Below are 12,967 nucleotides of genomic sequence, written 5' to 3' on the forward strand. Positions count from 1 at the left end.
CGGGTTCATCGGGCGTCGTCGCTGGCAGCGGGATGACGGACGGGAATGGTCATGTAGGGCGCGAACCGGTTGATCAGGCGTTCCATCTCGAAGCCGACCGTGCCGGCCTCGGCATCAGCCCGGGAGATCACCCCCAGAACGGTGTCGACCTCCTTCTGACTGCTGCCGAGGGTGGTCTCGAACGCGGCGCTGCGGCCTGCGCTCTGGAGGAAGAACAGGGCGTCGTCCCGTTCGAACAGGATCTGCTGTGTGGGGCGTTTCTTCCGGGTGGGGCCGGTGATGTTGTGCGCCAGGGAGGCCAGGCCGCAGAATGCGGCCGCGAGTTCGTCCGCCCAGTTGCGGTCCAGGCCGCTGTCCAGCAGCTTGAGGCCGTCGCGTGAAAGCAGGAGGGCGTGCGTGACGCCGGGGACTGTGGTGGCGAAATCGCGTAGCAGCCAGGCCATGTCCGTCGTCGCGTCTTTCACCTGGGGCGCACGCGCGCTTGTGGTGCCGTCGGCCGGGCCGGTCCGGTCAGGGGTGGTCATCGTGAATCTGCTCCATGGGTATGAAAGGCCAACCCGGCATCCCGCGGCAGGGCAGGCCACATGGGTGGGGGGTCAGGGCTGCGTGGACGGCTGCTGCCCGTCACCAGCGGCTGGCTGCGGTCCGAAAGCTTGGGCAGTTGCGATGTTCTGGGCGCGCGCGGCCTGCCTGCCTCCGAGGAAGGCTGCCGCCAAGCCTGCTCTGGCAGCAGTCGCAGGGCTCTGAACCTGATCAGCGCGGACAGCGATCTGGGACGGCGTGCGCCGCGGCAACGGCGGCGGCTCGGCATCCGGTCCAGCACCGTAGACCGGCACACTCGCCACGGCGGGCGGCGCCTGGGCATCGGGCGTATTTACGGGTGCCGGCATCGGTGGCGAAGGATCGAGTGTGTACTGCTCCCCTGCGGTGGTCGACGCCGTGGTGCGGACTGCGGCGGGAGGCCGGATTGCGACCAGTTGGCGTTGCGGTACCACCACCAGCGCGGTTGTACTGCCCATCGGGTTTTCCCTGAGCATCACGCTCATGCCGTGACGCTGGGCGATCTTCGCGGCCGTCAGCAGCCCGATATGCCCCTCACGCACCTGGGTACTGACATCGACCGTGTCCGGATCGGTCAGCAGCGCATTCAGCCCGGCGCGCAGTCTGGCCGTCATCGGCATGGCACGGTCCTCGACCTCGACCGCGAGCCCGGCGGCCACCTTCTCCGCCCGCACCTGCACCCTTGTGTCCGGTCCGGAGAACTCGATCCCGTTCTCGATCAGCTCCGCCAGCAGATGCGACAGGTCGGGGCCCACGTGCCCAGGCAGACCGAGCTCGGCTCCAGCAGTGCTCGCCGAGACCCCCACGCGCGCGTACTGCATGACCTCCGAAACCGCTCCACGCAGCATCGTCGTCACCGTCATAGGCTTGCGGCTACTGCGCAACGACTCCCCGCCCAGTACGGCCTTGCTCTCCACCAGACGCCGCATCCGTGTGACCAGGTGATCGATCTCGTAGATCTTGGCCAGCAGCTGGGGGTCGTCGGTCTGCATCTGCAGCTCGGTCAGCGCATCCAACGCCCGGTCCACCAGGGCGTGCTCGCGCCGGGAGAAATGCCGCAGCATGCCCAGCAACACTGCGGCCTGCGACTCCTCGTGTACCCGCACCAATGAGGCTGCGGCCTGTACCTGCAGCTCTTCCAGCAACCCCACCATCCTGGCGGCCCCATGCGCGTCCTGCGCTGGCCCGGGACAGTCAGGAATCGGAGGCTTCTGGCCCCGGCACAGCTCATCCGCCGTCCACAGCAGCAGCTTGTCGACTGCCGTCACTGCGTCCGTGATCTTCTGCAACTCCACGGCCCACGCCGCTTCCTGCTCCCGGTGAACCGCTGTCGCAGCGACCTGGGCACGCCAGGCACCTACCAGGACCAACCCGACCGTCCCGCAGGCCAGCACGCCCAACAGCCGTCCCGTCGAGAGCAGGGGATCGGCCCATGCCCAGGCGACCGCCGCACCCAACATGACCGCAACCATGGCCAGCGGGAGGGTCACCGCCAGGCGAATCTGCTCCAGCACGACGCGATCCGTCAGGGTGCGACGCCGCCGGCCACGGCGGCGTCGCCGTAAGAGGGGACGTGAAGAGGAAACACGGCCAGACATGAGATTCCTTCGCATAAATAATCAATCACGGATGAAGCGTGGTCGCCGAACCCGCCTCCAACGACTCCGCCGCAGAGCATCCCTGGCTGTGCAGCCAGCCATAGACGCCACCACTGGAATCGCTCGCGAACACACCCTGCGTATGCGGCTCGCCTTCGCGGATCTCCTGACAGCACGATGCGCAGACCCGCCGGCGGACCGCCGCCGCGATCTCGTCCACACCGACCGGGACACCCAACGGGCCTGCATGCTCGTACAAGGCCAGGAGGGAACGGGACATCACAGCAAGGTCTTGGACATAAACGGCCTGTTCCTGAGGCGAAGTACCGCCGTTGCCGTTCATGACGTGGTGGGCGCGGATAAGAACGTGGATGCCCATGCGACGCCACTCCCCACGCATACGCGCCGTCACGTCCTCCACCTCCGGCAGCAGCAGCGTGACGTGCCCTTCCAAACGGTCACGAAGGACTAGAACGCTCTCCTGCTCCTCCTCGCCACCCACCCACACCTGGAAGCCGGCGTTGTACGCCTGCCGAATCGCCGCAGCATCAATCAACGGCCGCCCGCTAAACATCAGACCACTCCTCGCCCACTGCAAGCAGGCGCCGGCCGTGCACGAGGAGTTGCTCCACCGCCACCACCTCACACAGGACACCCGGCCCTCTTACGGGTACGGCCCAGTACGACGCCGTATGGCCCGGGTGTTCGGTGAGGTCGAGACTAGGAACTCCGAGGTCGTAGCCTCGACCGAGGCATTCCGTATCCCACACGTGCCATCGCTCAGCTGCGCTCGGCTCGACGAGGGCATAGAAGAACCGGCCAGTGTTGCAGCGAATGACCGGGCCTCCCTCCAGCACCTCAGCGAGGAATGCGTCGACCATCACGGGGGCTCTACGAGGCGAGGTCATGGCTTCCACAAGCAGGACGGGCAGGCGGATCGCGCAGAATAGCGCGCCGCATTGGAGGACTGTCATGCCGTCCCTGCCCCATTCCTGGACTGCCCTCCGCGGGTCGCGTGTGGCGGACAGCAGCCAGTTCGTGACGGCCATGCGCGTCTCCCCAGGCCTGGTAGCCGTCTGGATCATGGAGCTGTCTTCTCTTCTCGCGCTGCCGAGGACATCGCTGGCGGTGGGCTGGATGACCTCACTGCGGTGAGATTGGGACGTCCCCGCAGGTTTTTCCATGCCTACCGGGCCGAGGTTGCCCTTAACCGGCAGTGCAGGTGTGCTAGTTCTAGTCACGATGCCTCTGCCCAATCAGGAATGACGTCGGTAAGTGCGGCAAGCAGCGCAGCGTCGTCGGTGAGCCTGATGGTTCCTCGCCGTGGGGGCACCAACCAATAAGTGCCGGGCGGGGTCCGGCGTCCGGCTGCCGGAGCCTCAAATTCCTTCGTAACGGTGAGCGCCATGCAAGTCGGAGCCACAGGCCAGCTGCTGGTGGTTCCTGCCAGTACGAAGAAGTACACACCGGGCAAGGTTGGGTCGATGGCTACGGTGCCATGAGCGCGCAGGCGGCCCAAGGCCTGAAGGCCGTAGAACCGGCCGACCTTGATCGCCTCCCAGTCCTGCCGCGCCTCGGTGGGCGTGGAGCAGGAAGAGACACATGGCAGATTTGCCATCACGGTGCGCCTCATTTCGTCGCCGCTGCTGTGCGCCAGACGGTAGGACGAGACACACGCACCGACCCGAACTGAGAGTTCGGGTGAACTGGCAGTTCGGGTTACGCGAACCTGAGCCGCTCAGCCAGGCCTGCCACCTGGCCGCGGTAGGTGGGGCGAACCCGCTGAAGCAGACCAGCCACCATTTCAGCGGCGAGATTGCTGCGCGCCATGTCTTCCGGGCTGATCCTCTCCAGGTCCAAGAGGTGCACAAGGACCGCAGCGTCGTCACGCCGCAGGTCGTAGCAACGAGCGAGTTCAAGGGTGAACGTAAACTGCCGTTCCCTGCTGGGCAGGCGGAAAGCGTCCACTTCATCGGCCAGACGAAGGCCTTCCGTACTGTCTCCCGCCAGCATCTCGATGCTCAGCGCATGCAGATGGATGTTCGTCGGGCCGAATACCGTCCAGTGGGTGTTGGACTCACCGACTCGTTCTCCAAGAGGGGTAGCCTGCTCAACAAGGCGCTTCCGGGCTTCCCACCAATCCTTACGCTGGGCGGCGGCCACGACTTGGACAAGCTCCAATGCGCCTTGCATCGCCAACTTCTCAGCACTATCGGGGAGATCTCGTAACTGCTCGGCTGCCTGCCGCGCTACCTCGCTGGCTTCCTGCGCCCCGCCTTCTTGGGAGAGGAGGCAGTGGCCCAGGTTCCAGTGGGCTGCTGCCAGGCGGATGGGATCGTCCGCATCCTCTGCAGCGCGGCGGGCTCGGTCAGCGACCATGAGCGCAAGATCGAGGCGCCCGGTACGTCGGCAGTAGGAGCGCAGCAGACCGTAGAGGTCAGCCGCTGCGCGCAGAACCTCACGGCGAGCCAGGGGATCCTCACTTGTGCGGAACGCCCGGACGGCGTGTTCGACATCCGCAATGAGAACTGGGAGAAGTGGCTCAACATCGGTGAATCGTTCCTCGCTTGTCTGCCAGGTACGCCAGGCGTCTTCGACGCGTTCGCGCAGTTCAAAAGGCGTCACAGCAGGATCGCCGCGGTCTGAGCCGCACCCCATCAAGGCTCGAGCGATGTCCGGCGCCGTAGCGAGCGAGATGGCTTCCTTGGCAGGTGGCTCATCGGCCAGAAGGGCAGCAACAGGAACACTCAGCTCGGCAGCCAGTCGGCTCAACAGCTCTGGTGAGGGAGTTCGCTTCCCGGTTTCGATCAGCGAGAGGTACCGCTCGGTAATACCGCATAGGCCCGCAATGGCAGCCTGCGATCGGTTACCGTGCTTGCGTCGGTAGTACCTGATCCGCGCCCCGATTGGCAGCTTTGGTGATTCGGACATCCATCCTCCCGTGTACTCCAGGGTAAGACGATGCACCAGCACCGCAGGGGGTTCTGCCACGATCGGGGGACTTGCTGCATCTGGATAGACACTCGGTTTCAGAAGGGCTCGGCATGCCTCACCTCGTTCTGTGGGACATCGACCACACGTTGATCGACACTCGGGGGGTCGGACGCGAGCTGTCCGCAGCGGCGTTCGAGGAAGTGACGGGGCAGCCGATGCAGCAGCAAGCGCAGATCGACGGCATCACGGAGGCTGTGATCTTCCGTGAAACCGCCAAGTTGCACGGCATCAACACCGATCGAACCGACTTCGAACGTTTCGCGGAGGCCCTCACCAGACAGCACGCCAAGCGCGCGGCCGAGCTGAAAAATCGGGGCCGTGCCCTCCCCGGTGCAGCTGTCGCGCTCGAGGCTCTCTCCACTGCGAGCGTACGACAGACCGTCGTCACCGGGAACGTCCGCGCCGTTGCAAGGATCAAATTGAGCGTCTTCGGCCTGGACATGCACATTCAATGGGAAGATGGAGCATACGGCGAGGACGCAGATCTCCGGCCAACCCTGGTCGAATTGGCCCTCAATCGGTCATCCGCGGCAGCATCAGACGTCGCACTGATCGGCGACACGCCCGCCGATGTTGAAGGCGGCAGGACAGCTGGCGTCCGGGTCATCGCTGTGGCGACGGGTCGCACTCCAGCAGAGGCGCTGCGTGATGCGGGCGCCGACGCCGTAATACAGGACCTCACCGACGTGAACGCACTTATCAAGCTCGTCGTTGCAGACCGCCTATAGACGCACGGTCGCTACTAGGTTCATCACCGCGGTAGAGAAGCCGTGCGGGCCTGGACGTCCGCTGCGCTACACATCGCTTGCCCGCTAGCCACTCTAAACTCGCCAACCTTGTCCTTCCGACTCCGGCACCGCGGCCTGGCCGCCAGACGCAGCTCGCTGGGGCCACGACGGGGGGATCTGAGGGAGATAGGCGAGCACTAACCTGCCGCGTCGCGGAGCTTGGCCTTGCAATGCCTCGCGAACGAGCGAGTGCGCAGGTGAGCGGTCGGCACGCAGCCGGCCGGGATCGACGCCGAGGACGTCGACTGACCTGGCCCGCGAGACGCTCCTGGACGACCTTGATAGGCGCGCGGCCCCACCTCCTGTCGTTCGGATTCCAACTAGCCGGCGACATGCCTCCTCCGCAGACGAAGCTGTGACACCACGTCAGCTGTGAAAGTGGTGGTCACAGCCTTGCGTCCGCGCCGCTGAGCGGCCTAGCTCTCATCGACCTCCCCAAAGAGCGCTGCTACGTGTTGCGCCAAGCAGCGGTACAAAGCCCTGAACGTTGCGGACGCGATGAGCGAAGACACAGAACGACAAATCGATATCTGGTTCCGAAAGTGACCGGGTAAGTCCCGAGTTATGCGAGCGAACTAAGTTATCGGGCTGGGAAGTTGCCTGGCATATGCGTAGTCTTACGATCACGCAAACGCATCACCGCAGCTGGACCAGGCTGCGGTCTCGGGTCGCCGCATTTCGGAGCGCGGGTGGCGGTCGGCCACGCCAGCCGTACGGGGAGACAACGTGACAGCTACACGTCGACGCCCATCAGGGCTCAACGCCGCTGCTATTCGCACAAGGAACCACGCCACCGCACTACTCCTCGCCGGAAGTCTGCTGGTCCTAGCCGGATGTAGTGACAGGGGCTCGGACACGTCGTCGTCTAAGCCCAGTAATGCCCCGCCTGCCGCGTCGACGTCCCCAAGTTCCACCGTCACTGCCCAGGACGCCGCTGTTCTCGTTGCGTACACCCGCTCATGGGACGCGAAGACAGAGGCCTACCAGCGGGCCTCTTCTGCGGGCACCGACGTGCGGAAGTACACGACTTTCAAGGCCCTGGCGGACATCGAGCGCAACCTTTCAGCCATGAAGAAAGCCGGGCAGGTGACAACCGGGAAGCCCGTGATCCACCCGAAGGTCGTCAAGGTGACCGATGCAAAGATCCCCAAGGCTACGGTCGCGGACTGCGTGGACACCACGCACTGGATGCTGATCGACAAGGCCAAGAAGAAGCCAGTCCCCCTGCCAACGGAACGACTCATCAAATACGTCAGCACCGCAACGCTTGAAAAGTGGGGGACGAAGTGGATGGTCACCGAGTGGACCGCTCAAGATCAAGCTTGTTGACCTGGCACCTCATCTTACTCGCTGGTGCCCTGGTCCTGGCCATAGCAAGCGTCGCGTACGCCGACAACAGTCCCAAGGTCGAAGCTGGCAAGTGCCACGTCGTCGAGTTTTGCGTCAGCGTCGGCGCCAGTGACGACACCGCTGGCAGTGCTGGGCAGGCCGACGTCTCACAAGGCGGTGCCGACGACAATCCCAGCAAGGTGAAGTGCACGTACACCAAGGTTGATCAGAAGCCTCCAGCCGATCATCCGGTCTGGAAGGGTACAGATCCGAAAAGGAACGACCTGTACTTCAGGTCCTGTTCTGATGGTGGTGAGGACAACCCGGCGGGTTTTGTCGTTGTCCCAATAGGCCAGCCTCCCGCTCCGCAGGTCGACCCGCAGGAGCTGGCGCAGCGCGCGGTTGACTCCATGACGCTGCTTGGGCCAACTGTCGCCAGTCCGCGCGCGGTCGGGAAGTACACCGTGGGTGTCCCGATGTGGATGTGGGTCCATCAGAGCGCCACGACCTACGGGCCGAATACCGCGACCGCATCGGCGGGCGGGGTCACGGTCACCGCGAGCGCGAAGGTGTCGAAGATCGTGTGGTCGATGGGTGACGGTGCCTCCGTGACGTGCAATGGCCCCGGCACGGCCTACACGTCGTCCGCAGGCATGGCCCAGTCGCCGACCTGCGGACACGTGTACTCCAAGACCTCGGCCGGGGCCCAGAACAGCAAGTTTCCAGTGACAGCGACCTCAACATGGACCATCAACTGGCAGGGCGGCGGACAGGCCGGCCAGCTTACCGAGGTGCGGCAGACCAATGTGCAGGTGGCAGTCGGTGAAGTACAGGTCGTCAGGTAACGCCGCCGGAAGGACAGAACGGTGAGCCAGACCCAAGAAAGTGCATACACAGCCTCCAACGGCGTTCCCTATCAGGGAGGCGTGGCTGCCCCGGTGGCGCCGCCTCGGGTGTCGGCTCGTAGGCGACGGCCAGGTGTCATTGCCCTGTCAGTCGCGCTGATCGCCGCCGGTGGTGCGGGGGTTGCCGTGCTGCTGCTCCAGGTGGGGGATCGCACGGATGTGGTGACCGTGGTCCGCGATGTCCAGGTTGGCCAGGTCCTTACGGAGGACGACCTGGGTAAGGCGTCCGTTGCCCTGGATCCTGCCGTCAAGGCGGTGCGCGCTGACGACTTGGAGTCGGTGGTGGGCAAGCGGGCGGCGGTGGAGCTGAAGCCCGGCTCCTTGCTCGCTCCGTCTCAGGTGACGAAGGACTCGCTGGTGAAGGCGGGCGAGCAGTTGGTGCCGATCGGTTTGGAGCCGAAGCAGATCCCGGCTACCGCTCTGGTGCCGGGCCAGAAGGTGGAGTTGGTGCAGGTCCCGGCTCAGGGCGCCGCTGACGCGGGCAAGGCGTCCGATGGGGCGCCGCAGACGATTGATGGTCGGGTGGTGAAGGCGTCCGAGGCTGCTCCTGGCACGGGGATCGTGGTCGTCGACGTCGCCACTGCTGCCGCCGACGGTCCCACGGCCGCCGCTTGGGAGGCGGCCGGCACGTTGCGTCTGGTCCTTGCTGCCCCGGGCGGTAACTGATGGCGGTGATCGCGCTTGCAGGCTGCAGCGGTGCGCCCGGTGTGACCACGAGCGCGCTGGCTCTGCTGTTGTCGTGGCCTCTGCAGGCGGGCCGGCGGATGATTCTGGCCGAGTGCGACCCGGACGGTGGAGCCGTGCTGCACGGGTTACTGCAGGCCTCGCTCGGCGACCGGTACGGGCTGCGGAACCTGTCGGTCGCTGCCCGCAAAGGCGAGTTCAGTGAGGCTTTCTGGCGGCAGCTGATCGACTTGAGTGGTGAGGACGGCGCGCGGGAGTCGCCGCGCGACCGGCTGCTGTTGCCGGGCATCACCGATCCCACGCAGGCGGCGAGTCTCGGCCCGGTGTGGAAGATCCTGGCGCAGATGTTCCGCGGCATCGATGCGGAGAGCGGCCACGATGTCCTGATCGACCTCGGCCGTCGCGGGGCCTACGGGTCTTCCGGGGTCCTGGCCGAGCAGGCCGACGCCGTAGTCGTGGTGGTGCGTAACACCTTGCGCTGCCTGCAGGCAGCGGAGAGCCGGGTGCGCGCACTGGAAGAACGGGTCGGCGACATCAGCGTGCTGCTGATCAACGAGGGCCCTTATCCCGCGGGCGAGGTGCAGCGCGTCCTTCAGGTGCCGGTGCTCGCCACGTTGCCGTACGCGCCGGACGACGCCCGCGTGCTGTCCGACGGCGCGGAACAGCCTCGCCGGTTCACCAATTCGCCGCTGATGAAGGCCGCCCGCACGAGTAGCTCGCTGCTCTTCCAGCGGGCCGCCATGCGGCGGGCCCGCCTCGATCCACGCGGCCTGCACACCGCGGGTGGGGAGGTGACCCATGCACGCTAGGCCCCTCCACCCCGACCCCACGGTGGCCCCGTTGCCTCAGGAGCGGGCGCACCAGACAGCCGGTGCTGCGTCCAGTACACGGATGCTGGGTACGGCGGCCCCGCACATCAGCCTCGACTACCGGGTGGCGCGGGAGATCGCGTCCCAGGTCGCCAAACAGCGCGAGGAACTCCTCAAGACCAAGCCCGGCATGGACCGGGCCGGCGAGGAGCAGCGCTGCCTGAACTGGATCGCTGAGGCGGTCGCGCTGTGGTCGGACGCCCAGGCGATGTCGCCGCAGGAAGATGAGGCGCTGCGGCGCGCCGTGTACGACTTGCTGTTCCGGGCCGGCCGGTTGCAGCCGTATCTGGACGACGAGCGGGTCGAGGACATCATCATCCAGGGCCCGCACGAGGTGTGGCTGGACTACGGCGACGGTCAGCGCCGCCGGGTCGGCCCGATAGCGGACTCCGAGGAGGAACTGCTGGAGTTGCTGCGGGAGTTGGCCCGGGGATCTGGGCACAGCGAGCGCACCATCTCCACCGCCAACCCGACCCTCGCCCTGTCCTTACAGGACGGCTCCCGCCTTCAGGCGATCACCGGGCTCGGCCCGATGACGTATGCCGTGATCCGCCGGCACCGGGTATCCCACTCTGATCTCGACGACCTGGTACGGCTGGGCACCATCGACCCGATCCTGCGCGCGTTCCTCGGGGCGTGCGTGCGCGCCGAGAAGAACATCATGATCGCGGGGAAGCAGAAGGCCGGGAAGACCACGCTGATGCGGGCGATGCTGAAGGAGTTCGACCCGGAGTGCCGCTTCGCCACCATCCAGACCGAGGATGAGCTGTTCGCCCACACCAACGGCTACCACAAGCAGGTCGTGTCCCTGGTGGGGCGCGAGTCCAACGGGGAGAAGGACGTCACCGGGCGCGGCGCCGGTGAGGTCACGCTCCTGGATCTGATGCACCCTGCGCTGCGGATGTCGCTGGAGCGGATTGTGGTCGGCGAGGTCCGCGGCCCGGAAGTCGTCGCGATGATGCAGGCGTTGACGAACGGCTCGGGCGGCAATCTGTGCACCATCCACGCGCGTCGTCCGGACATCGTCTTCGACCGGATCGCCGAGTTGTACGCGCTCGCTCAGAAGAACCTGTCCGAGCAGCTCGCCTACCGGCAGACCGCCAACGGCCTGGATTTCGTGGTGTTCGTCGACATGACGGACGAGACGCAGATCGGTGGCCGCCGCCACCGCTACGTCTCTCACGTTCTGGAACTGACCGGGATCGGAGAGAACGGCCGGCCCGCCACGAACGCGGTCTTCTCCCCCGGAGCTGAGTGGGGGGAGCTGCGGGCGGTGCCGAGGATGGATCCTGCCTGCATCGACGACCTGCGCCGCGTCGGCTTCGACTCGTCCCTGCTGCAACAGCCCTACGGGGCCTGGCCCACGCCGCTGCCGTTGAAGGTGGGAATGAGTCGATGATTATGCTGTTCGGGCTGCTCAGCGGCATGGCCGTCGTCGGCGGGCTGATCGGTACCGTGGCAGGTCTCGTGGGCACCCCTGCCCCCCGCCGGGCCCCGCTACGCAAGCGCTGGCAGGTAGCCGTGCGCGGCCAGAAGCACCCCAGCGAGGACGTCCGGGTGCGGCGGTGGACCCTCCTGGTCGCAGCAGTCGTGGTCTTCGTGACGGTGTGGCTGGTCTCGGGGAACTTCGTCGGTGGTGCACTGCTGGGTGCGGCCGTCATCGGTGTGCCCTGGCTGGTCACTCCGGCGCAGATGGCGCAGGAACGCATCGGTCAGCTGGAGGCGCTCAGCGAGTGGACCCAGCGGCTGGCCGGCCTGCTGCGGCTGGGCATGGGCCTGGAACAGGCGATGATCACCGGCCGTCAGGGGGCACCGGACGAACTCGCCCCGCAGATCATCAACCTGTCCGACCGGCTGCGCCTGGGCTGGCGGCCGCAGGGAGCGCTCCGCGCGTTCGCCGATGAACTGGACGATGTCACCTCGGACAAGGTGGTCGCCGCGCTCATCCTGTCCGTCAACGACCGCGGCCCGGGCCTGGCCCAGGCGCTGGAGGACCTGTCGGGTACCGTCCGCGAGGAAGTCGCCAAGAAGCGCGCCATCGAGGCGGACCGGGCGAAGCCGCGCACCACCGTGCGGTGGATGAGCATCATCACCGTGGGGGTCGTGGTGGCCGGGTTCTTCGTGCCCAGCTATACCAGGCCGTACTCCACGCTTCTGGGCCAGCTCGTGCTCGCCTTCCTGGCAGCCGGGTTCGTCGGTGTCCTCGCCTTGATGCGGCAGTTCGGCTCGTTCCGCCGCATCCCGCGCTTTCTCATCTGCGATCCGACCAGCACCGTCCGGCTGCCCGCAGCCACGTCGGAGCCGGGCCTGCCGATCACCCCCCGCGAGCCGGAAGGGGCCACCCCGTGAACCTGATTCCTGTCGTTGTGTCCGGCGGCACGGTCGGCGCCGGCCTCGCACTGCTGATTCGGGAACTCCTGCAGCCGCTGCCCGCGTTGGGGCCGGCTCTGAAGCGCAGCGCCCCAGCTTCCTTGACGATGCCCGAACCGGACTTGGACCGGGAGGAGGTGTGGGGCCGGTGGCTGCAGGCCCGCCTCGAGCGGCTTCCCGGCGTCCGGATCCCCACCACCAACCTGGCTCTGCTCGGGCTGGGGCCGGGCCAGTTCATGCTCAAGAAGACCGCGCTCGCCGCGCTGGGGCTGCTCTGCCCGGTCATCGCAACCATCCCGTGGATCATCGCCGGCGTGAGCCTGCCCTTCTACGTGCCCACCGGCGTCGGGATTGTCGTCGCGGCCCTGCTGTTCATCACGCCCGATCTCTCCGTGCGGGACCAGGCCAAGCGGGCACGGGAGGAGTTCGCACACGCCCTGTCCGCCTACCTCGACCTGGTCGCGCTCAAGCGGGCCGCCGACGCCGGCCCCGCCGAAGCCCTGGAGAAAGCGGCCGAGGTCGGTGAGGGATGGCCCTTCCTCTACCTGCAAAGCGCCCTGCGCCGCGCCCGGCTGGAGAAAATCCCGCCGTATCAGGCCCTCGCGGAACTGTCGGCCGAGTACGACCTGCCCGTCCTCACCGACGTCGCCGACATCATGCGCGGGTCAGCCACCGACGGCACGGCCGTCTACAAGGCGCTGCGGGCCCGCACCGCGGCGCTGAACGCCGAACTGCTGGCCGATCAGGCCGCCGAGGCGAACGCGGCCAGCGAGAAGATGACCGCCCCGGGAGCCCTCTTGGCGATCTTGGTGATGCTGTTGATGGCCTTCCCCGCCGTGATCCGCATGCTGACCGTCTGAACACCACAG

14 protein-coding genes are annotated in these 12,967 nt (G+C 66.5%); 8 read left to right on the top strand and 6 right to left on the bottom strand.

The genetic code is table 11. The features are described from left to right. Positions 1 to 5 precede the first annotated feature (5 nt). The 6 genes from ACSHXN_RS47285 to ACSHXN_RS47310 all read right to left on the bottom strand — a co-directional run bounded on the left by ACSHXN_RS47285 (position 6) and on the right by ACSHXN_RS47310 (position 5,090). Positions 6 to 524, bottom strand: coding sequence for a roadblock/LC7 domain-containing protein (locus tag ACSHXN_RS47285; protein ID WP_438307064.1), 519 nt, complete (start codon positions 522 to 524; stop codon positions 6 to 8). A gap of 72 nt (positions 525 to 596) precedes the next feature. Continuing rightward, a complete protein-coding gene (locus ACSHXN_RS47290) occupies positions 597 to 2,075 on the bottom strand; it encodes an ATP-binding protein (protein ID WP_438307065.1) in 1,479 nt (492 codons plus the stop codon). 109 nt (positions 2,076 to 2,184) lie between these two features. Then, positions 2,185 to 2,733, bottom strand: a complete 549-nt coding sequence (locus ACSHXN_RS47295; protein WP_438307066.1) for a DUF6415 family natural product biosynthesis protein — start codon at positions 2,731 to 2,733, stop codon at positions 2,185 to 2,187. Continuing rightward, on the bottom strand, positions 2,726 to 3,208 hold the full coding sequence (locus tag ACSHXN_RS47300; protein WP_438307067.1) for a hypothetical protein: 483 nt from the start codon (positions 3,206 to 3,208) through the stop codon (positions 2,726 to 2,728). The genes ACSHXN_RS47295 and ACSHXN_RS47300 overlap by 8 nt, the downstream gene beginning before the upstream one ends. Before the next feature lie 188 nt (positions 3,209 to 3,396). After that, entirely contained in the window at positions 3,397 to 3,780 is a 384-nt protein-coding gene (locus ACSHXN_RS47305) for a hypothetical protein (protein ID WP_438307068.1), read from the bottom strand. 98 nt (positions 3,781 to 3,878) lie between these two features. Next, entirely contained in the window at positions 3,879 to 5,090 is a 1,212-nt protein-coding gene (locus tag ACSHXN_RS47310; RefSeq protein WP_438307069.1) for a helix-turn-helix domain-containing protein, read from the bottom strand. 113 nt (positions 5,091 to 5,203) lie between these two features. Between ACSHXN_RS47310 and ACSHXN_RS47315 the strand changes: the two genes are divergently transcribed. The 8 genes from ACSHXN_RS47315 (at position 5,204) to ACSHXN_RS47350 (ending at position 12,958) form a co-directional block, all read left to right on the top strand. Beyond that, positions 5,204 to 5,881: an HAD family hydrolase gene (locus ACSHXN_RS47315; RefSeq protein WP_438307070.1), complete on the top strand. Its 678-nt coding sequence runs from the start codon at positions 5,204 to 5,206 to the stop codon at positions 5,879 to 5,881. A gap of 786 nt (positions 5,882 to 6,667) precedes the next feature. Further along, entirely contained in the window at positions 6,668 to 7,270 is a 603-nt protein-coding gene (locus ACSHXN_RS47320) for a hypothetical protein (protein ID WP_438307071.1), read from the top strand. Continuing rightward, positions 7,267 to 8,115: an ATP/GTP-binding protein gene (locus ACSHXN_RS47325; protein WP_438307072.1), complete on the top strand. Its 849-nt coding sequence runs from the start codon at positions 7,267 to 7,269 to the stop codon at positions 8,113 to 8,115. The genes ACSHXN_RS47320 and ACSHXN_RS47325 overlap by 4 nt, the downstream gene beginning before the upstream one ends. 21 nt (positions 8,116 to 8,136) lie before the next feature. Next, complete coding sequence (locus tag ACSHXN_RS47330; protein ID WP_438307073.1) at positions 8,137 to 8,841, top strand: SAF domain-containing protein; 705 nt, start codon at positions 8,137 to 8,139, stop codon at positions 8,839 to 8,841. Then, positions 8,841 to 9,668: a hypothetical protein gene (locus ACSHXN_RS47335; RefSeq protein WP_438307074.1), complete on the top strand. Its 828-nt coding sequence runs from the start codon at positions 8,841 to 8,843 to the stop codon at positions 9,666 to 9,668. The genes ACSHXN_RS47330 and ACSHXN_RS47335 overlap by 1 nt, the downstream gene beginning before the upstream one ends. Then, complete coding sequence (locus tag ACSHXN_RS47340; protein WP_438307075.1) at positions 9,658 to 11,127, top strand: CpaF family protein; 1,470 nt, start codon at positions 9,658 to 9,660, stop codon at positions 11,125 to 11,127. The genes ACSHXN_RS47335 and ACSHXN_RS47340 overlap by 11 nt, the downstream gene beginning before the upstream one ends. Further along, on the top strand, positions 11,124 to 12,077 hold the full coding sequence (locus tag ACSHXN_RS47345; RefSeq protein ID WP_438307076.1) for a type II secretion system F family protein: 954 nt from the start codon (positions 11,124 to 11,126) through the stop codon (positions 12,075 to 12,077). The genes ACSHXN_RS47340 and ACSHXN_RS47345 overlap by 4 nt, the downstream gene beginning before the upstream one ends. Then, positions 12,074 to 12,958, top strand: a complete 885-nt coding sequence (locus ACSHXN_RS47350; protein WP_438307077.1) for a type II secretion system F family protein — start codon at positions 12,074 to 12,076, stop codon at positions 12,956 to 12,958. The genes ACSHXN_RS47345 and ACSHXN_RS47350 overlap by 4 nt, the downstream gene beginning before the upstream one ends. Positions 12,959 to 12,967: the final 9 nt, after the last annotated feature.

This window comes from Streptomyces sp. HUAS TT11, from assembly GCF_051553595.1.
GTDB lineage: Bacteria > Actinomycetota > Actinomycetes > Streptomycetales > Streptomycetaceae > Streptomyces.